The organism is Methylobacterium sp. Leaf99 (assembly GCF_001422375.1).
In the GTDB taxonomy this organism is placed as follows: Bacteria; Pseudomonadota; Alphaproteobacteria; order Rhizobiales; family Beijerinckiaceae; genus Methylobacterium.
The window spans coordinates 1-19,286 of sequence record NZ_LMMU01000012.1; the positions used below are offsets into that span (position 1 = coordinate 1).

Genomic DNA, 19,286 nt, shown 5'->3' on the forward strand with positions numbered 1-19,286 from the left:
GGGCCACCGTGTCCGCGAGCTGGCGCTTGCGCACGAAGATGTTCTGCGCCGTCGCCTGCGACTGGAGCCAGTTCCCGTTGAGCGGAGAGCCCCCGAACGACGGGTTCACCGGCTGGTAGTTGAGCGGGCTCGCCGAGACGGGCATCGCCAGAGCGCTCAAGCCAAGCAAAGCAAGTGAAGACGGACGCAAAGGCATCGTAACCCCCTCGGACGACCCGCAACGATGACACCGACAGCAGAAATGCCAGCGTTATCGAGCGGACCGTCCTGAGCTTACACTGCTGATCGAAGGCGACAACCCGTTCACAGCCTGTCCCTGGACTGATCCATTACCTATCTGATTAACAGTGATATTTTTATCACCAGCATTCGTGGACGAAACGGTCAGGCCGTAAGAGAGATTCGATCCCGTCTGTGTGTTCGTGATGACGTATCCCGACCCGATCACGGAAATGCTTGCGTTGTTGCTGCTGCCGGTTTGCGCGTTGGTGAGCGAATTGCCGTCGCCCAGGATTCCGAGGGCCGATCGATTGGACGATCCGTCCTGCGTCTGAGCCGTGACGTTGCCGGTGCCTGCGATGGTGGTGCGTGCGTCGTTGCCGCCCCCCGTTTGGACGATCTTGCTTTCGTTGGAGGATCCGAGCTGATTGATCACCGCGATGTTCTGGGTCTGCCCCGGCGTCAGCGTGCCGGACTGGCCGGAGGCGGTGACGATGGCGGACAGGCTGTTGGCGGCGGGCCCGGCGACGGGCAACCCCGTCACGGCCGGGTTCGTGGTGACGAGGAGGGGCTCGACGGAGTTCTGGTTGGTGCCGCGCCGCGGCGGCGCCGCGGCCGTCGGGTCGACTTGCCCGATATAGACGCTCTGCTGGGCGGCGGCGGGGGCCGCCAGGCCGAGCGCGAGGGTCAGGATCGGCAGGATCCGGAAGTGTGTGGAACGGAGAACGATCATGGCTCGGATCCTCACAAGGGGGTCGAGGGGGCGACGCTGGCCTTGCAGCCGATCCGGCGGCCATCGACCTCCAGCGTCAGGGTGGCCTCGAAGCCGGCCTGCGGCTCGAGGCTGAGACGGATTTCGCCAAGTCCGGTGCGGGCGCCGGCCACGGCCTGGAAGCGTCCGCCCTGCTGGAGGCGCGACGTCCCGCCGGGGCCGGTCTTGATCACCAGCAGGGAGTAAGTCCCCGCCGCGTCCGCCCGCGCCAGGGCGATGCCCCGGAGGGTCGTCATCGGGCCGGCGGTCTCCCGCTCGATGCGGCAGCGCAGGACGGCTTCGGTGGAGACTTCGGGATCCGGCTCCATGCTGATCGCTCCGGTGGCGAGGAGGGGAAGGACGAGGCAGGCAAGCCCTCCGACGCGGCCCATGGCGAGACGACCCATGGCGAGACGGCTCATGACGCCGGGGCTCAGGGCAGGATGGCGACCCGGGTCAGCAGGGCGACGAGCTCGGCCTGCCGCCGGGTCTGCGTCTTGGTGAACACCGCCGACAACTGGGTGCGGAGCGTCGCGTTGCTGAGGCCCATCTTGACGGACGTTTCCGACAACGTCCGGCCCCCGGCGATCTCGATGGCCAGGCGTGCCTCGGCCGGCGTCAGGTCGAACAGCTTCTGCAGGACGCTCGGCGTCGGGCGCGGGCTGTACCGCAGGTCGACCAGGATGATGACCGTGTTCGGCGCGGACGCCCCCGGCTCTCCGAGGGGGATGGTATGCAGGACCAGGGGCGCGCCGCACGCGCGCGGGACGGTCACCCAGGATTCGCCGCCGATCCGCAGGCCCTGGCCCGCCTGGGCCAGCAGCCGGCGCAGGGCGCGCCAGCTCTCGATCTGCGGCGGCATCCCGTGGATTCCAAAGCCCTGGTGCTCGCCGTCCTGCCGGCCGAGAATGCCGGAAGCCGTGGTATTCAAATCGAACGGCACCCCGCTTGCGTCGATCATGACGGCACCGCAGCTCATCCTGTCGAGCAGCTGCAGCAGGGGATGGCTTGAGCTCACGATGACACCACTGCGCTTGCGGAATGCTAAGCATTCCTAGGCAGTATCGATTAATTTTTACAACTGTCCCCGCTCCGAAATCGCTGCGCCGTTCCCGGTGAAAATTACGGAGACGCTGCAGAGCGGGTAGGAGCGATCCGACAAGAGAAATCATCTTGCCATCCACGAATCTAGCGAATGTTAGATTGCGGGTCGGAACCTTGCCCATCATGGGGCATCTGCCCAACCGGCCGGGATGCAGTCGCGAATCCAGTCTTCCGCCTCGCCGACGGACGCGAAGATCAGGCCCTCTGCTTCGAACGGGCCGAGCCCGAACTGCAGGAACCAGCCGCCCTCCGCCTCGACCAGGAGCGCCGCCAGGCGATCGCGCACCCACATGAGATAGGCGCTCTCATGATGACGGCCGGAGGCGGCGCTGATCACTTGAGACGTCACGTGCAGCATGACAGCGAGGCGCCAATCGAGGAGGGCGGGCACGAGCGCCCAATCAAGAATCCACTCGTAGCGCCCAAGGCCTGCGGCGCGCATCATCCATTCGGATGATTAACCCTAATCTGCACAGGCGCCGCACGGAAACGATCGAATCTAAACAAATTCTGAATCATCATCCAATTGGATGATGTGATGCTGCCGAGCACTGTGTAGCTACCAAATCGTTAAGGATCGAGCGCCCCGCGAGACGGATGCGCCAATCCTTCGACACCAACGGCGGCGCAAGTCCGCTCATCGTCACTTGGGAGGGGGCGCGAGCCTCTACTCCGCATAGGGGTTCAGCCATCATGCACAAGCATCTTCTCGCCCTTTCCATGGGCGTCGCCGTGATTGCCTTCTCGACCGGTGCCTTCGCGCAGTCCAATAGTTCATACACTAGCCAGCAAGGGTTGAGAAACACTGTCGATGTCGATCAGTCTGGCAACGGCAACCGCGCTGGTCTGAGCGCTGATCAGGTCATCTACCAGAGCAACGATTCCATGAGCACTGGTAACAGCCTCGTGATCAAGCAGTCCGGCGCTAATAATATTATCGGACAGGCAGATGTCTATGGATCGGTCGTCGACGCTAACCAGACTGGTTCCAGCAACACCCTCCGGCTGGACCAATCTGGCAACAGCAACAATATTGCTTATCGTCAGTTTGGCAACAACAATGGCACTCGATCCGCCGAGGGGGCGCCGGTAGGTAACCGGAAGTTTCAGGAACAGGATAACTACGGCAAATCGTCCGGAAATGCGACAGGTCTCTGGAATTATGTCGGTCAAGCTGGAAATGGCGGCAATGTCAGACTCGATCAGGAGAGCAGGGGCTCTTCGAGCTCCAACGGTGTCATTGCATTTCAGAGCGGATCGAGCGGCGCCCAGTATATTCGTTTGAAGCAGACCACGACGTCGAGCTCTTCGGCTGGCGCGGACAACCTCGCTTATCTTGATCAGCGTACGAGCGGCACGAATGTCATCGCCGACATTACTCAGGCCAATAACGGTGGTTTCTATAATCTGACCGACATTCGTCAGAATGGCTCTAACGTGCGGGTCACCGGCTCGCAGACCGGATCTGGACTCGATCTATTTGTCCAGCAGACTGGCAACAACAATACTGTCGACTCCATTCAAAACGCTGACAATAGTCAGATTCGCGTAATCCAGAACAATACCGGCGGCGGAAATAACAGTGTTGCTGCATTTCAAGCTGGGATTGATCATATTCTCGATGTAAAACAAGTCGGATACGGCCATCAGGTCACTTCTACCCAGAGTGATACCGGCCAGATCGCAATGATCGACCAAAATGGATTTAATAATACCTACGTCGGCGTCCAGTCAGGTATGATGAACTACGCGAGCGTTCTGCAGGGATCGAACAATAACATTGCAGTGGTCACGCAGGCCGGTACGAGCAACTCTGCTCTTATTACGCAAAATCGCACCCGTTAATTGGATTCGCGAGGGCGTCTTGATCGACTTCGCGTCTTTCCATAAAACGCTTCTTGAACAGCAGTGAAGCTGAGTTCTTGAGTATCGGCTCGCCTACGGGCGAGCCGATCGCTGTTTCAAGCGTGCATTGAATTTTTAAGTTATTGCGGCGATCATCGTGATAAAAACTTTTATCATACCAGCTTGTCACAGCGATATTGTAGGAATCCAGCAATGAAAACAGTAGGATGTTCCGCTGTTCTTCTAATAATAAATGCTGGTAATGTTGCAGCACAGGCAATACCCGCCTCGCCAATTCAACCCCTCCCTGTACCTGTTAAATCGACCCAACTCGCCCAGGCTGTGGCGTGCGACAGCGCCTGCATCCGCGGGAACATGGATCGCGCCGTCCAGGCCTGCGCCCCTCGCGTCGAAGCCGAAGCGCCCGGTGACTACGATTGGCTGATCCGCCCCTACGGCAGCATCTTTCAGGAGGCCGATTCGCCCGAACAGCCGTCATCGGCCGTCGTGCGCTATCGCGGCGACTCGATCCGCTTCCTCAACCCGCAGAAGGAATGGGTCCGCGCGATCTACGAATGCGGCTACGACACCGCGAAGCAGCAGGTGGTGTCCCTGCGTGTGCGCCTCGGCGTGATTGGCAAGGTGAACCCCGTACCGGTGCTGCCGGCACCGAAACCGCAGGCGCGGGCGCCCCAACCGCCCCCCGGTCCGGCGGCCCCCGGTCCGGCGGCCCCGGGGCAGGCCCAGCCGCCCGCCCCCGCAACCGCCCCGACGGTCGACCGGCGCCGGGTCGGCGAGCCGAACGACGTGTCCGTGCTTCAGATCAAATCGCCGCCCGGCGCACGATAGGAGCGGGGCGTCCCGAAACTCTGGCGTCCGAACCGGGAACGGAACGGCCGGCGGCAGGATCGATCCCGGACAAGGCCTCGTAACCCGGATGTGCGTATCGACCAGCATCCCTGCAACACTCACGCAGTAAATTCGCTCCCCGGCACAGAAGAGCCGCTGGGTTCACAGAATCCGATTGCCAGTCGGTACCGTTCATGGGACCGGTCAAGACAAGAATGAAACCTGTCACCGCCGGGGGGCGCGTTCGAATGACCAGCAGCGGTCGTATGCCACGTTGGCTGGGCGCAGCGGTGCTCGCCGCGAGCTGCACCCTGTCGGTGTCGGCGGCCTGGGCCTCGCCGACGGGGGATGGCGAGGCGTCGCTGCTGGCGCAGCTGTCGGGGACGCAGGGCGCGCGCGAGGTTATGGCGGTTACCCGACGCCCGGCGTTCTTCAACTGGCCGAGTCCCAGCCGGCCGCAGCCGACCGCGCAGGAGCGTCAGGCGCTCGAGCCGCTGGCCGAGGCCGCCGCGCAGCAGCACGGCGTCGCGATCGACTTCTTTAAACGCCTGATCCGACAGGAGAGCGGCTACAACCGGTACGCCGTGAGTTTTGCCGGCGCACAGGGCATTGCCCAGTTCATGCCCGGCACGGCGGCGATGATGGGGCTCGACGATCCGTTCGATCCGGCCAAGGCCCTGCCGAAATCCGCCGAGCTTCTGGCCCTGCTGCACCGGCGCCTCGGCAATCAGGGCCTGGCGGCGGCGGCCTACAATGCCGGTGAGGGCCGGGTGCGGGCCTGGCTGTCGGGCCAGGGCGGGCTGCCCCTCGAGACCCGGAACTACGTCCGGGCGATCACCGGCCGGGACGCCCACGAATGGGCGCCGGCGGGCCTCGCCGCGGCCCTGATGCCCGGCCCGCTCGCGCCGAGCCGCGCCCCCGCCTTCACCGGCCTGTCGGCCCGCATGTCCCCGGAATGGGCCTTCGCCCTGACGATCCTTCCGCGCGCGAGCGGGCCGGCGTCCCTCGCCGCGGCCGCCCCCGCCCGGAGGCCCGCGGCCGCCCAGGCGTCGATGCGCGCGGAGCGGCGCGGCGCGCGTCCGCCCTCCGGCGAGAGCAGCCTCTGCGAGAGCATGCGCAGCACGGGCTGCATCGTCGCGGCGGTGTACTGAAGCGGCGACCGGTTCGGCGAAGTCAGGTCGCGTCACGACAAGGGGTTGGAGACGGCCCTAGCGCTGGACCGCCCGCAGGACGTTGCCCTGCCCGACCTGGACGGCGGACATCTGATTGCCGAACCCCGCTTGCAGCGCCACGATGGACTGGCCGGATCCGACCTGCTGCAGGGCCAGGCTGTTCTGAACCCCCTGCATCGTGACCGCGATGCTGTTGTTGTCGCCGTCCTGGAGGACCGTGGCACTGTGGCCGCTCCCCTCCTGCAGGAGGGTCAGACGGTTCAGGGAGCCGGTCTGCCGCACGTCGAGCCGATGGGGGTCGACGCCCTGCAACGGGTTCAGCGGAACCGCCAGACCGGTGACGGACGCCTCCGCTGCGCCGGACTGCAGGGCCGGCGCCGGAACCATGGACGCATTGCCGGTGGGCAGCGCACGACGCGCCGACGGGACCGCGGCGATCTGGCCGACCCAGACGTCGCCCGCCCCGGCCGGGACGGCACTCCCGAGTAGAAGGGTGACGCCGACGACGATAGGGCGGGCAGAGCGCGAAAAGGTTTGCATTGTCTCCGATCCGGACAGCGCCTAGACTCCGGCGAGTAAAGACGTCGCTCCCTTTCCGGCGGATTAAGTTCGGCTCGCGATTTGTCCCCATCCCGCATTCGGCGCATGTCCTGACGCGATGACTTTCACATCCCGCTCCCTCTGGCTCGCGGCCGCTGCCCTGGTGCTGCCCTACCCACACGCCTGGGGGCAGGGCGCCGGAAACGTCAACGAGTGCACGCTGATCCAGGACCCGACGGAGCTGCGCAACTGCATCCTGCGCTTCGAAGGGCAGCGCACGCCGTTGCCGACCACCCTGGAAAGCGGGACGGAGGCGAATGGTCAGCCCATTCCCGCCGGCGACGGCACCGCGCCGGCCACCGTCGCATCGCCCCCACCCCTGACCAAAGTCGAGAAGCGACGCCCCCTCAAGCTCGCGTCGCCACCGATGAAACCAAGGTCTTCCGACCCTGGCGTGCCGCCGAGCAGGGGCGATTCGAGGCGCCCATCGAGTACCGATAGCGTCTGGGTCGAGCAGATCCAGCTTCCCAAGGTCCGTTAGCCGCTGGAGGGCGCGAGAGCGTGGGAGTGCAGGATCCCCAGCGTTACGCCAGCGGGCGCGCACCGGCTTTGTGCGGACCTTCGACAGGGAAATCCGGATGCGGTGGAGGCGGCGCTTCTATGAAACCACCATGGCTATATGAACTCGCCCGCTCCGGTCGGATGCAACTGCAACAAGTATACCCTCAAAGGCATGACGCCGGCCATGGCAGGATGGTCATGATCGCCGATCTGCGGCGGCTCGATGTTCCGGAGTCGGGACGAACCCTGCGGGATGAAGACCCGAATTTGCAGCCCCAGAACGAAGAAGCCCCGGATCAGCGATCCAGGGCTTCTCGAATAAGTCAAGCGATTGACTTGGAAAACTTGGTAGCGAGGGAGAGATTTGAACTCCCGACACAAGGATTATGATTCTAATAAATCGTTCGAATTGCCAATGGTTTAGCGGTGCCGTGTTGCGCCCGTGTTCCATCATCGCAATTCTGATCGGCCCCCACGAGGTGGTCCAAGGATAAAGTTAGTGCACGGTTGGCCGCTCCGCCACGGGTAGCTTGGCCGGCGGAGCTGGTCGGGCGAGCGCAGCCGGCCAAGCGAAGAAGGCTGGCATGAACACCTCCGGTGCCGGCGGCAGGTATCCCAGAGAGGCATGCGGGCGCACGGTGTTGTAGTGACGTCGCCAGCTTTCGATGACGACCTGCGCTTCCCTGAGTGTGTAGAAGATCTCGCCGTTGAGCAGTTCGTCGCGAAGCCGTGCATTAAAGCTTTCGACGTAGCCATTTTCCCATGGTGAGCCTGGCGTGATGTAGGCCGTCTTTGCTCCGACGCCGGTAATCCAAGCTTGGACGGCCTTCGCAACGAACTCCGGCCCGTTGTCCGAACGAATATGGCCAGGTACGCCACGTAGGATGAACAGATCCGAGAGTACGTCGATGACGTCGATCGCCTTGAGCTTACGAGCGACCCGGATCGCCAGGCATTCATGGGTGAACTCGTCAACGACGTTGAGCATCCGGATCTTGCGCCCGTCATGCGTGCGTGCCTCGACGAAGTCATACGATCACACGTGATTGCGGTGTTCCGGGCGAAGACGGACGCAGGAGCCGTCGTTGTCCCAGATCCGCCCTCGCTTGGGCTGCTTGGCTGGGACCTTCAGACCCTCACGCCGCCAGATCCGCTCGACGCGCTTGTCGTTGACGTACCATCCGGCCGCCTTCAGCAACGCGCTGATCTTGCGGTAGCCATAGCGTCCATACTTCTCGGCCAATGCCACGAGATCGGCTGTCAGCGCCTCCTCGTCGTCGCGGCCCCGCGGCACCTTGCGCTGTGTCGAGCGATGCTGACCGAGCGCCCGGCAGGCGCGGCGCTCGGAGATGTTCATCGTCAGCAGGATGTGCTCGACACAAGCGCGTCGGCGCGCGGGGCTCAGAAGTTTCCCCGGGACGCCTCCTGCAGGATCAACTTGTCCAGCGTCAAATCGGCGATTGCCTTTCGAAGTCGAGCATTCTCAGTCTCAAGGCTCTTCATCCGTCGAACCTGATCTGACTTCAGCCCGCCAAACTCACGCCGCCACCGGTAGTATGTCACTGAACTTACGCCGAGCGCGCGGATCGCATCGGCCACGCTCTGGCCCTGTGAGATCAGCACATCCGCCTGCCGTAGCTTGGCAACAATTTCCTCGGGCGTCGGGTGCTTTGCCATCTTGTCCGTCCTCCAGGCTCAAAAGCCATACCAAAGAGCGGACCACTTCAATGGGGGCTGACCAATCCGGGACACGCGCATCCGCCTGCACGGCATCGATGCGCCGGAAAGCGCCCAGACCTGCCAGGATGCTGCCGGGAAGGACTACCGCTGCGGGCAAGCCGCGGCTCTGGCACTGTCCGACCGCATTGGCGAGGCGCCGATCGCGTGCGAGCCGCGCGACACAGACCGTTATGGCCGGACGGTCGCGGTGTGCCGCAAGGGTAGCGAGGACCTCAACGCCTGGATGGTCGCGCAGGGACACTCCATCGCCTGCCGCGCTATTCCACGGACTACGTGGAGGCTGAGAACACCGCGAAGGCGACCAAGCGCGGCATCTGGGCCGGCGCGTTCACGACGCCGTCTGACTGGCGCCGAGGCGAGCGCGCCAGGGGGATGGGGTTCGCGGCGCCCGGCGGCCCGGATGGTCCGATCCCGGCCCCGGCAGAGCGAGCTGAAACGCCCGACCCCGGCAGTTACGCCATCAGGGGCAACATCTCCCGCGCGGGCGAGAAGATCTATCACGTCCCTGGCTCGCGAGATTACAACCGAACCCGGATGTCCCTGAGGCTCGACCAATCCTCCGTCGAGGAACTCAACCTAGCCCTGCTCTTCGAGGAATTCTGGTGGGAGGGCCGCCCGACCGGCAAAGCCTCGAACCATGCGGGCCTGCTCGACGCCCCATCGCTGGGCTGCTGGGCGGTCTCGGCGTGATAGGGGAACGCGCCGCCGAGATTGGGATGGAGTCCGGTTTCTTTCACGGCCCGCTGCGGCCGATCCGCCGGCGCTGACGGGACCGTGGCGCTCAGCGTGCCGGTTCCTCCCGGGCGACCAGACTGAAGCGATGGATCGCGAGGCTCGCCGCTGCGCTCGCGAGGGTGGCGGCGAAGCCAAGAGCGGGACGCGACCAGTCTTCTGCCCGTCACAGGGCGACCATGAGGCTCACGCCGGCGCCGAGACAGGCGAGGGGTAGGGATCGGCGCATTGGGCATCCTGTAACCGGGGTGGGCCTCTGGTCCATCCGTCGTCAGAGGGTCAGGGCGTCACAACCGCGAGGTCGGCCGCCGGCAGCCAGCCGATGACCGGGGCCTTCTCGCCCCGGTAGCGCACGCGCACCCAAGCGTCCCTCCGCTCCAGCACCGCGACGTGATCGAACTGGATGAGGTAGGGCGCCCGCGCCGGAGCCGGGCCGGGTTCCGGCCGGAAGGCCGTACGCTTGGCCGTTACGAGTCCGACGCCGATCCAGTCGGTCGGGGCCGCCCCCTCGCTCCGGGATAACGCGTAGGGGGTGCCCACCATGGTTCCGGTGGTCATCAAACAGCCGCCGTGATCCTCTGAAAGGGTCAGGGTGGCGCCGTCCGGGGTGAAGGCGAGCTCTCCTGGGATGCGCTCCGGCTCGGCCGGAAACTACGTCTCGACCTTAGCCCGGCTACTCGCGAGGGTTCCGCGCAGAAGGAAGAGGCAGCTGAACTGCGGAGCGCCGACATCGGCCGCCCCCCGCTGCTCGGCGAAGACTCCCGCCACCGCGTCGCCGGAGACCGCCAGGGTCAGGCTGCCGTAGGTGCCGGACCGCGCGGCCGGCTCAGCCGCCACCGCGCCGCAGGCGCCGAGCAGGGCGGCGAGGCCCAGGGACGTCCCCCGCACCGTCAAAGGTTCTTCTCCAACAGCTTCACCACGGCCTCGACCCGATCCTTGGAGTCGGCGACGTTGGTGAACGGCCGCCAGTTCACATCGAGGACCCCGCCGTTGAACGTGAGGCGCTTGGAGTAGTTCGAGGTAGGCGCGGTGTTCTCGTCGAAGCGGATGCGGATGGTCTTGAGCTTCGCGGACAGGGCCTCCCGGCCCATCTTGTCCTTAGCCACCTCCTTCAGCCCGTCGGCGAGGGGCTCGAAGATCGTCTTCTCGAAATAGTCCGGCTCGGAATAGTACTTGGCGTCGCCCGGGATTGTGAGGTCGTCCCAAGCCACCTCCACTGGCACGGCAAACCCCGCCGCCTCCTGAATCGCTTTTTCCTGCGTGGGATAACGGTCTTGGCGGTAGGCCGCGATCGCCCGGCGCTCGGCGAGGCCGATCGTCGGCTCGGCCCGCGCAGCGGGCACGGACAGCAACGCCAGGGCGGCGGCGAGGGCGTAACGGCGTGAGATCATGCGTTGGTTCCTCGGATCGGCGGATCCGGATGCGGGCTTGGCGTGACGGTTCGATGACGGGGCGGGCAACCCTTCCGGGGGATATCGCCTTCACAGGGGCGGGGCGCAGTGCACAGGGGCGCCGGCCTCGACGATGGGCTGGCTGGTCCAAGGCAGTCGCACGGGAAACGAGACGATGCTGGGAGTGTCCTTCGTTTACTGAGCGGACTACGCGATCCCATCCGCATCTGGGCTGGAGGGCGACCGTCGCCTCGCGCCGAAGAGGTTCTACGTTATGCGGGGTTGAGGCCCGCTCAACGGCTCACGCGTTCGCCGAAGTCCTGAATGGAAGGGCGTGCGCGCGGGGCCTCGGCTGTAGTGATGGTGCCGGTCCCGAGCAGGACCGCGAACACGAGCATCGGCACGGCCCAGACCTGCATCGGAAGCCCCCAGAAGGCGTGGTCGCGCCCGGCGGGCCCGAAGGTCGTGCCATGGTTCCAGCGCAATCCGAGGACGAGGACGGCCAGCGCCGCAAGGCTCATCGTAAGGCAGACGGCGCGATCTACCTCTGGCCCGTCGACCTGCCGCAGGACGATCAGGGGCAGGAGCATCGCCGCTGCCGCAAGGAAGGCGACCCAGCATCCCCGCCCGTTCCAGAATACGATCATGCAGCGCCCCTCTTGCTTGGTGTGTGAACCGATCCGTCCCGTCGAAATCGCGATCGCGTCAGCCCATGGTCCCCGCGCCAGCCCGCCGGTTCCGCAACATCCCGACAAGTGCCGCAACGATAGTGATTGCCAGCGCCTCAGCGATGCCCCCGAGGGTGACAGTGTGGTATCACAAGGGGTCGAGGGCGCGATTGGTTGTGACGAGGTCGGACCGGGACGAATCGGCCAGGACCCCGATGCTGTAATCGCCCACAGGCACATCCGTGAACACCGTGTTGACCCGCGGTATCAGGTTAGGGTGGTGATCGCGGAGCGCCTCGGCGCGGACGTCAAACAATTCCGACTGCCTGCAAGAGATGGCTTCATCGGCCCCAGGCCAGCGAAGGCGCGATGAGGCCGCATGGCCCTGACAAGTGCCTGCCGACGATCCTAGATCGGCGTCACTCCGCCTTGTCCGTATGAGACCCCCGTGCTCCGCATCGCCCTTCTCGTCTTCTTCGTCGTATTCCTGGCACCGATCGCCATCTCGGCAGCCCGCTACTATCTCAGCAACGACATCGCCGACTGGCGGTCAGCCGACCGGTCGAGTGCAGGCCTGCTCGCGCCCGCTGCCCAGCATCCCGAAGCCGTCGTGCGCGTGTTCTCGGCCCGGACCGTGAGCTGGCGCGGCATCGTCGCCAGTCACAGCTGGATCGTTGTGAAGGGAGTGGGCGACCGCGCCTATCAGCGGTTCGACTACACGGCCTGGGGCATGCCGATCTGGATCGACCGATTTGTGCCCGACGGACGCTGGTTCGGCAGCGCCCCGGAGGTGGTCTTCGCCGCCGACGGTCCCGTCGCGGAGTGGATGCTGCCGCGCATCCGCGCGACGATCGCCGACTACCGCTACGCCAGGATCGGCGACTATAAGATCTGGCCTGGGCCAAACTCCAACACCTTCGTCGCCGCCGTGATGAGCTCGGTGCCGGAAATGCGGGCGAGCCTGCCGGCCACGGCTATCGGCAAGGACTTTCCCTATGACGGTCGCTGGATCGGCGCGACACCGTCTGGCACCGGCTTGCGGATCAATCTTGGCGGCTACCTCGGGCTGACGGTGGGGTGGATCGAAGGCCTGGAGGTCAATCTTCTCGGTGCGGTGGCGGGGTTGGATGTCCGCCGTCCCGGCCTGAAGCTGCCCGGCCTCGGCCGTGTTGGGATCTGACCGACCGTTCTTGGGGGGGGCGGGCTCGGCGCATCACAATTAGTGCCTGGCTTCCAACCGGGCCGCGTCGATCAGGCGATCGCCGTCTTCCCGAAGCAGGAGGCGATCCGAGACGAGGGTGTCAACGGATTTCACGACGGCCGCGACGTAGGCGTCCGGATCGGCGTAGCGCTCTTCGGTCGAGGGGCGTGGATCCCCGGCCGTTACCCGTTCGGCTCGGGTGCGCGCGAAGGGAAGCTGGCTGCCCTCCCGGTCGCACAGGGCACCAGCTGGAAACGGATCGGCATACAGGTTCCAGCCCGTGAAGGTCGCGCGTGGTGCCGCCACTGCGGGAAGGCGGATGCCCGCCACATCGTTTCCGTCCGCATCGACCCGCGGGACCAGCGGCCGGTACTGCGGCCCGCTCTCGGGCCGCGGATCCACATAGGTGTCGAAGCGCGCGATGGCGTTCGGTGCGGTTGGGACTGGTACCCCGACCAGGAATGGGAAGCCGATTGCAGCAGCTTCGACCAACGTGCCGTCCGAGAGGCGGGGGATACGACTGTCCGGCGGGGCTTTGCCCGACGCGACCCAATCTTCCAGGGCGACCAGCAGTGCCCGCACGGCCGGCGCCGGGTTCAGGGTGCTCCGCATGTTGGCGCATGCCCCCTTGGTCGAGGTCAGACCAGCACGCCCGTAGTGGAAGCCGCTGGAGACCAGGAAGGCGCGCGCCGTGTCCGGTAGCGGCAGATCGGTGCGGCCGAGGGGATCGGTCGTGAGCAACGAGGCGCCCTTCTGCCAGTACTCGGTGCCCGTGTTCACCTCGATCAGGAGGGGGTCGAAGCCGTCGCCACGCGGGAGCGCGCCCGTCCGTCCCGTGACGGGGTCGTGCTGCTGGGCGGCGGAGAACGGAAAGGCGTTCTCCGGGTAGAGGTGGTCCTCGTGCTGCGTGTTGGTGCGCGAGGGCTGACCGAAGCGGGCATTCAGAAAGATGCCGCCGACGCCCGCAATATGCGACAGCACGCCGTCGAAGACCCGGCGGCCGGCCTCGTCGCGATTGAAACCCTGATGGATGAAGTCGCGCAGGTAACGCCCGCTCTGCGACACGCCGAGGGCGACGGCATGTCGGATCACGCCGGCGGCCGGGTTGGCTCCGCCGTCGGCGTCGCCGCGGAGGTAGGCCACCACGTCGCGGGTGGCGGCGAAGCCGATGCCGAGCACCTTCGGTTCCGTGGCCGCGTAGGTGAACTGGTAGATCGATCCCGGCAACGGCTTGGTGCCCTTCGGCAGAAGCTCGAGCTGGCGCGGCGTGGCGTAGTGCCAAGCCTCGGCCGGCACGGGGCGTGGCGGATCGCTCTCCCGGCGGCGGACGGTAAGCTGCGCGTGCGCCTTGTCTGCGCTGGCCGTCTTGAACGTGAGGTAGAACGGAGCCTCGGCCGGCCCGCGCGTCGCGCTGACGAGTTCGTCGCGGACCGTCTCGACGATGGGCTTGCCGTTGCGCGTGGCGACGGGAACGTCGATGGCCATGCCGCCCTGCTGCCGAAGCGCGTGCGCCTCCCAGCCCGACCAGACGATGGTGTCGCCCCGACGGAGGACCAAACCGGTCCCCGTATCGGCGGCGGTGCGCGGGTCGTTCACGGCCTGTACCGCCTGGGCGGGGGCATCCAGGACCCAGTTGAACAGGAACTTGCGGCCGCGGTTCAGCACCTCGAACAGCAGCGTTCCGCTGCCGAGGGCGGGATCCTTGGGGCGCAGGATGAAGATGTCAGTCTTGTATTCGACCAAGCCCTTGGCGTTTCGCGGTGCAAGGGCGATATCGACGATGCCGACGTTCGACGGATCTGCCGGGTCAAGCTCGCCTTTGGCAGTCCCGATGAGGCGCTCATAGGCGCCGGCGGCTCCAAATTCCGCTCCGTCGGCGAACGGTTCGACCGTGGCGATGTCGATACCGACGATGCGTGCTTGCGCCGGCGCAATGCAAAGTGCGCAGCCAAGCGTGGCGGCGATGGCGCGGCCAATCAGCATGTCCCCTCCTGAGTCCAGCTCTGTAACGGCCGGTCCTTCCAGGAATCACACTGGCACAGCGTCGTCGAGGGGCATGTCCAGTGGGATGCGTGTATGGCGGTCATTCTGCCATCAACGTGCCCTGGGCGGCCGCAGACCGATAGGGTGCGAACCGCATGGTGACCATTCGACCAACTGACCGGCGGTAGCCAACCAGCGCGGGGTTTGGAAAACGCCCCGGTGCATGGTGCCGACAAGCGTTAGGCGCCGCGCTGTTTCGGCCGGTTCGTCACCCGCAGACGCAGCGGACGGCCCGCCACGGCGCCGCCAAGCCCGTCCGTAACCGCCAAGGGGAAGCAGCGAGCGACGGACCCGGGCACGCCGGACAGAAACTCTCTCTGAGCTGCCTCGCCTCCGACACGATTCGAACGTGTGATGTTTGCCTTCGAGGCAATCAAGGCACAGGCTGTTGATCCGCAGGTTCAGTTCAAGCCCAATATCGTCGCCTTCTCGTTGGTAGGCCTTGGCGGAAAGGCCGTTTGCATCTTTCCATCGACAGTATGGCGCGACATTGTTCGGATTCCCTCCGGCCCGTTTCGTACGAGCGTCCCATCAATGGCGATCTCTGATTCCCTCACGCCGTTCACGGCCCTCCTCGGCGATGGTGGCGTGCTCACCGCCCCTGACATGACCGCGCGCTACACCTTGGATCACCGCGAGCTGATGCAGGGTGAGACCCCAGCCGTCCTGCGCCCGCGCTCAGTGGATGAGGTTCAGGAGCTGGTTCGCCTTGCCCGGAACCAAGGGTTCGGCATTGTGCCCCAGGGCGGCAACACCGGCTATGTCGGAGGCGCGACCCCGGAGGCCGGCTGTCGACAGCTGGTAGTCAGCTTGGAGCGGATGACCAAGGTCCGCGCAGTTGACCCGCTGAATTTCTCCCTGGCTTGCGACGCAGGAATCGTTCTGGCCGACGCCCAGGCGGCGGCGTCCCGGCACGACCTGCTTCTGCCCCTCAGCCTAGGCTCCGAAGGCAGCTGTCGCCTGGGCGGTAACCTCGGCACCAACGCCGGCGGCTTGCAGGTGCTGCGCTACGGTATGACCCGCGACCTCGTACTTGGGATTGAGGTGGTTTTGCCCGACGGCAGGCTGTTCTCCGATATGTGCGCCCTGCGCAAGAACAACATCGGCTACGACCTAAAGCAGATGTTCATTGGCGCCGAAGGCACCCTGGGCATCGTCACCGGTGTGGTGCTCAAGCTGTGGCCGGCTCAGAGCCATCGAGCCACTGCTTGGCTGCAACTTGCCGCCGACGCGCCGCTTCCGGAGATCGCCGCCTTGATGCGCCGGGAGACCTCCGACCTGATCTCCACCTTCGAACTCATCTCGGCTACGTCGCTCGGCCTCGTTTCCGCGATGCGAGGGGCCGAGATCGGCCTTGCCACAGGTCCTGGTGGCGCGGTGTTGCTCGAGCTCTCGGCCTCCTCAGCGCATATTCCCCTCGACGACGTCTTAATGGCCTCCCTCGAAGCGCTAATGGAGCGCGGCTGGATTACAGATGCGGCGCTCGCCCAATCCGAGGGTCAGCGCCGGGCGATGTGGGCCGTGCGCGAGACCATTCCGGAGGGCGAGAAGCACGCCGGCGGATCGGTCAAGCACGACATCTCCGTGCCGATCTCGTCGCTGGACAAATTCCTCACGCGCGGTGGCGCAATCGTTAGCCAGCAGCTGCCCGGCGTGCGGCTGTCGTTCTACGGCCACGTCGGCGACGGCAACATTCACTACAATCTGGTGGTGCCCGAGGGGCAAGACCGGCTCACCTTCACCCGCGAGGTCGAGGCCGGCATTGCCCACGACCTCTACGCCGTAGCGATCGACCTTGGCGGCAGCTTCAGCGCCGAATACGGAATTGGCCGATTTAAGCGCGATCTGCTGCGCCGCTACTCCGATCCGACCCGCCTAGACCTTATCGCTGCCTTGAAGCACAGCCTTGATCCGGACGGACTAATGAATGCCGGCGCCCTCACTTGAGAGACGGAACAGGGTCTGGTCGATCCCGAGGGAAAGCTGCTCGCACTTCAGCCTCCTGGGGCAGACTTAACAGCCAAGTAAGGCCGGTCGTTTCGACCTCAACCTAGCGGCTGGCGTCGTCGACCTGGTCAACGATAGTAGTGAGCGCTGCCGACGATAGGGCTACTTCCGAGCCGCCATCATGTCATGCGTCAGTACCGTTAGCTTCCCGATCAAGCCGGTGATGTCGGCGCCCTTGCATGACCATTGCGTGCCGATCGCTTCGCCGTCAGCCGAAACGGACACGATAGCCACGGAGCGCAGCTTGCTTTCGCGTGCCAGGGTGAGTTGCTCCTGAAGCACCGCGATGATCGAGGCGGTGTCCTCATTGGCGACAGCCGCCGAAACTCGGGCAGGAAACGCTACGACCCGCCCAGCCTGCTCATTAACGCTCATCTTGGGATCCGCCCTTCCGACTCGATGGAAGAGAGCCTGTGGGACGCCTTAGGGCAGAGTGTGGCAGCTTGTCCGTGTCATCGATCGTTCGATCTGCGGTGTGTCAGTTGGGTAACAGCGATCAAAACCCCATGGAGACGGAGCGGTCAGCCGGCATCACTGTGACTACGCGCGGGCCGCGCACGTCGGGGTTGTTGGTCTCCCAATCGTCGAGAACGGTATTTGATGCCGCCACGATGTCCTCGGTTGATCCACCAATCGCCGGCCGAATTGCTTCTGCAAGGCGGGTCAGGATCACCTGCTCGTTGCTGGGGTGGATCGCCGAGGTCGCTTGATGTGCGTAGGCGGCATAAACGTTCTCAGCGATGTCGCGGGCGATCTGGTCTGCTTCTGGGGTGTCTGGCATGGGTGCTTCCTCTATCCCCCAACGTAGCTCACTCTCATCACTCGAGGCGATGCTCGCCAAACCCTGAAGAGCAGCCTGAGGCAAAATAGAGCTTTATTGCCCTATAGAACGCTGTTCTATTAGCGGGAGATAGCCGTTCCAATCGAGCTTCAAGGGCGGCTTTGCCTGCGACTGCATCAGGGTGCCGGGCGGCCTGGGCTTCCGTGATCCTGGTTATCAGGGTTCTCTCCCGGTTTAGGGTATTGCTCATCCCAAACGGGGGTCTGGGCCATCATCCCGAGGTGTACCGTCGTAGCCCTCCATCCAGGACGCGCGTTCCTCACTATCGCGCGGGTAGGGGCAGGCGTCTTTCGGCCGACCGTGGATATGGGCCTGTGCGCCCTCTTCAATGGGATCTGGGTGGGAATGACGGGTCTGGGCCATGACGGTGACTCCGCTTTCAAATGCGCAGGTCAACTGCCCTGAAATGAAACACGATCCCGCGGCATAAGAAGCATTCTCACCCGTTCGTTCTTTGGAACGGCCGGAGCACCTGAGCCAGCCTCCATGGCTCGGCCGCGACTTCCATCTTGGGTCCCTCGGCCGCCAGCATGATCTGTCCAAGCAGGGACGGCAGCTCGATGCCGTACTCCCTCAGCAGTAGGCCGGCGTCGAGGAGGACACGGATGTGGTCATCAGGAACCGGCAGCTTCATGATCTGAGCATCCAGCACCTGTTCGGCGAGGAGCGTCGCCAGGCGCGACACCTCGACGAGACGCTCCGGGGGCGCAGACAGGGCTGTCGCCGGCGGCGGCAGCTCGTCAGTCATTGTATCCCGTCTCCACCCGTTGGTGCCCAGCACTTCTCAAGGAGCCTTCTGCGTCTTTCATAGCACTAAATCCGTCGCCCCAGCGGTTCGCATCAACCGCCCTGCAGGCTCTCCGCGAAATCTTCCGGCACCTCGCCGAACTGCCCCAGGATCGTCGCGGCCTCCAATTCGCCAGTTTCGTCGTCTGCTACGACCTTGATCGCGGCCGTCCCCGGCATTCGGCCGGCCATAGCCTGGGCTTTCTTCAAGGGGCTGTTTTCGGTGGGGGAAAACCTCTCGGTCGCCGGGCACCAGCCGATTCCACTCGATCACGAATGTCTGCACGAGGAACGTGGTCATCATCGCCATGATCGCTGCCATTCAGTCACGGCCGGCCCGGCGGTCATACCGAACGTCGGTGAAGGCCTTCGCCAGCACGGCGCGGCCTTTCTCGTCGTAGACCTCGACGTGCCAGGCCGACCAATCGATCCGCTCGGCGTCGCCAGGACGTGGCGCGAGGCACTAGGCGATCGGCTGTGGCGCTACAACAAGGCTGGCATCATCACCACGGACCTGATGCCCCTGGTGGCCTTGCCGCGCGCGCTGATCAGGCGGCTCGACCGCGAGCGCAGCGGCCCACTCATGGCGGCGATGGACGTGTGCAACAGCCGGTTCGGTCGGGGACCGTTGTGCCGGCCCGCGCCGGGCTCACCGAGAGGCGGACGTGGTCGACGAAGTTCGAGATGCGCTCGCCACGCTACACGAGGCAGATGTCCGAGTTGCCAACGGCGCATGCGTGAACGCGAGCGAAGAGGCATCGGCGATTTGGCCGCAGGTATACGTCGCAGGTAGAATAATTCGCATCTAAGATGCATTCGCATCCGCCCGAATAATG

Annotated in this window: 24 protein-coding genes and 3 pseudogenes; 9 read left to right on the plus strand and 18 right to left on the minus strand. The window is 64.9% G+C overall.

What is annotated here, in order from left to right:
* The 5 genes from ASF28_RS22045 to ASF28_RS19700 form a co-directional block, all read right to left on the minus strand.
* Positions 1–196, minus strand: a 196-nt coding sequence (locus tag ASF28_RS22045) for a curli assembly protein CsgF (protein ID WP_274533142.1), incomplete at its 3' end; no start/stop codon positions are given.
* Between the two features lie 54 nt (positions 197–250).
* Positions 251–952: a hypothetical protein gene (locus ASF28_RS19685; protein ID WP_056096812.1), complete on the minus strand. Its 702-nt coding sequence runs from the start codon at positions 950–952 to the stop codon at positions 251–253.
* A gap of 11 nt (positions 953–963) precedes the next feature.
* Positions 964–1,392 (minus strand): curli-like amyloid fiber formation chaperone CsgH, encoded by a 429-nt coding sequence (gene csgH, locus ASF28_RS22740; RefSeq protein WP_056096815.1) that lies wholly within the window; start codon positions 1,390–1,392, stop codon positions 964–966.
* Between the two features lie 11 nt (positions 1,393–1,403).
* Entirely contained in the window at positions 1,404–1,931 is a 528-nt protein-coding gene (locus ASF28_RS19695; protein ID WP_157085668.1) for a helix-turn-helix transcriptional regulator, read from the minus strand.
* A gap of 264 nt (positions 1,932–2,195) precedes the next feature.
* Positions 2,196–2,519: a hypothetical protein gene (locus tag ASF28_RS19700; protein ID WP_056096821.1), complete on the minus strand. Its 324-nt coding sequence runs from the start codon at positions 2,517–2,519 to the stop codon at positions 2,196–2,198.
* A 152-nt stretch (positions 2,520–2,671) separates the two neighbouring features.
* Between ASF28_RS19700 and ASF28_RS22745 the strand changes: the two genes are divergently transcribed.
* Positions 2,672–3,919 (plus strand): hypothetical protein, encoded by a 1,248-nt coding sequence (locus ASF28_RS22745; protein ID WP_157085669.1) that lies wholly within the window; start codon positions 2,672–2,674, stop codon positions 3,917–3,919.
* Here ASF28_RS22745 and ASF28_RS22750 read toward each other — a convergent pair.
* The gene (locus ASF28_RS22750) at positions 3,897–4,199 is read right to left on the minus strand and encodes a hypothetical protein (protein WP_157085670.1); all 303 of its coding nucleotides are present in this window, start codon (positions 4,197–4,199) and stop codon (positions 3,897–3,899) included. The two genes, ASF28_RS22745 and ASF28_RS22750, sit on opposite strands and share 23 nt — an antisense overlap.
* 95 nt (positions 4,200–4,294) lie before the next feature.
* On the opposite strand from ASF28_RS22750, the gene ASF28_RS19705 reads away from it, so the two are divergent.
* Together ASF28_RS19705 and ASF28_RS23070 are read left to right on the plus strand one after the other, a co-directional pair.
* Positions 4,295–4,768: a hypothetical protein gene (locus ASF28_RS19705; protein ID WP_056096824.1), complete on the plus strand. Its 474-nt coding sequence runs from the start codon at positions 4,295–4,297 to the stop codon at positions 4,766–4,768.
* Between the two features lie 266 nt (positions 4,769–5,034).
* On the plus strand, positions 5,035–5,919 hold the full coding sequence (locus ASF28_RS23070; protein WP_056096828.1) for a lytic transglycosylase domain-containing protein: 885 nt from the start codon (positions 5,035–5,037) through the stop codon (positions 5,917–5,919).
* Between the two features lie 57 nt (positions 5,920–5,976).
* On the opposite strand, the gene ASF28_RS19715 is transcribed toward ASF28_RS23070, so the two are convergent.
* Positions 5,977–6,480 (minus strand): hypothetical protein, encoded by a 504-nt coding sequence (locus ASF28_RS19715; protein ID WP_056096831.1) that lies wholly within the window; start codon positions 6,478–6,480, stop codon positions 5,977–5,979.
* A gap of 118 nt (positions 6,481–6,598) precedes the next feature.
* Between ASF28_RS19715 and ASF28_RS22760 the strand changes: the two genes are divergently transcribed.
* Positions 6,599–7,021, plus strand: coding sequence for a hypothetical protein (locus ASF28_RS22760; RefSeq protein ID WP_157085671.1), 423 nt, complete (start codon positions 6,599–6,601; stop codon positions 7,019–7,021).
* 516 nt (positions 7,022–7,537) lie between these two features.
* Here ASF28_RS22760 and ASF28_RS19720 read toward each other — a convergent pair.
* Positions 7,538–8,718 (minus strand): annotated as a pseudogene (locus ASF28_RS19720) (IS3 family transposase).
* A 94-nt stretch (positions 8,719–8,812) separates the two neighbouring features.
* On the opposite strand from ASF28_RS19720, the gene ASF28_RS22055 reads away from it, so the two are divergent.
* Both ASF28_RS22055 and ASF28_RS23475 read left to right on the plus strand, forming a co-directional pair.
* Positions 8,813–9,325 (plus strand): thermonuclease family protein, encoded by a 513-nt coding sequence (locus ASF28_RS22055; protein ID WP_244475097.1) that lies wholly within the window; start codon positions 8,813–8,815, stop codon positions 9,323–9,325.
* Complete coding sequence (locus ASF28_RS23475; RefSeq protein ID WP_244475092.1) at positions 9,316–9,471, plus strand: hypothetical protein; 156 nt, start codon at positions 9,316–9,318, stop codon at positions 9,469–9,471. Before ASF28_RS22055 ends, ASF28_RS23475 begins: the two co-directional genes overlap by 10 nt.
* 321 nt (positions 9,472–9,792) lie before the next feature.
* On the opposite strand, the gene ASF28_RS19730 is transcribed toward ASF28_RS23475, so the two are convergent.
* From ASF28_RS19730 to ASF28_RS19745, 4 genes are all read right to left on the minus strand, one after another.
* Positions 9,793–10,071, minus strand: coding sequence for a hypothetical protein (locus ASF28_RS19730; RefSeq protein ID WP_056096836.1), 279 nt, complete (start codon positions 10,069–10,071; stop codon positions 9,793–9,795).
* A gap of 93 nt (positions 10,072–10,164) precedes the next feature.
* Positions 10,165–10,401: a hypothetical protein gene (locus tag ASF28_RS19735; RefSeq protein WP_157085672.1), complete on the minus strand. Its 237-nt coding sequence runs from the start codon at positions 10,399–10,401 to the stop codon at positions 10,165–10,167.
* A 2-nt stretch (positions 10,402–10,403) separates the two neighbouring features.
* The gene (locus ASF28_RS19740) at positions 10,404–10,904 is read right to left on the minus strand and encodes a hypothetical protein (RefSeq protein ID WP_056096840.1); all 501 of its coding nucleotides are present in this window, start codon (positions 10,902–10,904) and stop codon (positions 10,404–10,406) included.
* A gap of 293 nt (positions 10,905–11,197) precedes the next feature.
* Complete coding sequence (locus ASF28_RS19745; protein ID WP_056096843.1) at positions 11,198–11,551, minus strand: hypothetical protein; 354 nt, start codon at positions 11,549–11,551, stop codon at positions 11,198–11,200.
* Between the two features lie 469 nt (positions 11,552–12,020).
* Between ASF28_RS19745 and ASF28_RS19750 the strand changes: the two genes are divergently transcribed.
* The gene (locus ASF28_RS19750; protein WP_082476694.1) at positions 12,021–12,752 is read left to right on the plus strand and encodes a DUF3750 domain-containing protein; all 732 of its coding nucleotides are present in this window, start codon (positions 12,021–12,023) and stop codon (positions 12,750–12,752) included.
* 39 nt (positions 12,753–12,791) lie between these two features.
* On the opposite strand, the gene ASF28_RS19755 is transcribed toward ASF28_RS19750, so the two are convergent.
* Positions 12,792–14,756 carry an alpha/beta hydrolase domain-containing protein gene (locus ASF28_RS19755; protein WP_056096846.1) on the minus strand — a complete coding sequence of 655 codons (1,965 nt, stop codon included), beginning with the start codon at positions 14,754–14,756 and terminating at the stop codon, positions 12,792–12,794.
* 414 nt (positions 14,757–15,170) lie between these two features.
* Here ASF28_RS19755 and ASF28_RS19760 point away from each other — a divergent pair, with 414 nt between their 5' ends.
* Positions 15,171–16,763, plus strand: a complete 1,593-nt coding sequence (locus ASF28_RS19760) for an FAD-binding oxidoreductase (protein WP_244475093.1) — start codon at positions 15,171–15,173, stop codon at positions 16,761–16,763.
* A gap of 162 nt (positions 16,764–16,925) precedes the next feature.
* Here ASF28_RS19760 and ASF28_RS19765 read toward each other — a convergent pair whose 3' ends face one another.
* From ASF28_RS19765 to ASF28_RS19780, 5 genes and pseudogenes are all read right to left on the minus strand, one after another.
* Positions 16,926–17,198 carry a hypothetical protein gene (locus ASF28_RS19765; RefSeq protein ID WP_056096852.1) on the minus strand — a complete coding sequence of 91 codons (273 nt, stop codon included), beginning with the start codon at positions 17,196–17,198 and terminating at the stop codon, positions 16,926–16,928.
* A 121-nt stretch (positions 17,199–17,319) separates the two neighbouring features.
* Positions 17,320–17,604, minus strand: a complete 285-nt coding sequence (locus ASF28_RS19770; protein ID WP_056096855.1) for a hypothetical protein — start codon at positions 17,602–17,604, stop codon at positions 17,320–17,322.
* Between the two features lie 246 nt (positions 17,605–17,850).
* Complete coding sequence (rmf, locus tag ASF28_RS23630; RefSeq protein ID WP_274533143.1) at positions 17,851–18,027, minus strand: ribosome modulation factor; 177 nt, start codon at positions 18,025–18,027, stop codon at positions 17,851–17,853.
* A 76-nt stretch (positions 18,028–18,103) separates the two neighbouring features.
* Positions 18,104–18,412, minus strand: a complete 309-nt coding sequence (locus ASF28_RS19775; RefSeq protein WP_056096859.1) for a hypothetical protein — start codon at positions 18,410–18,412, stop codon at positions 18,104–18,106.
* Between the two features lie 92 nt (positions 18,413–18,504).
* Positions 18,505–18,760 (minus strand): annotated as a pseudogene (locus ASF28_RS19780) (hypothetical protein).
* A 126-nt stretch (positions 18,761–18,886) separates the two neighbouring features.
* Here ASF28_RS19780 and ASF28_RS22060 point away from each other — a divergent pair.
* A pseudogene (locus tag ASF28_RS22060) lies at positions 18,887–19,191 on the plus strand (DUF4113 domain-containing protein); the annotation flags it as partial.
* Positions 19,192–19,286 lie beyond the last annotated feature (95 nt).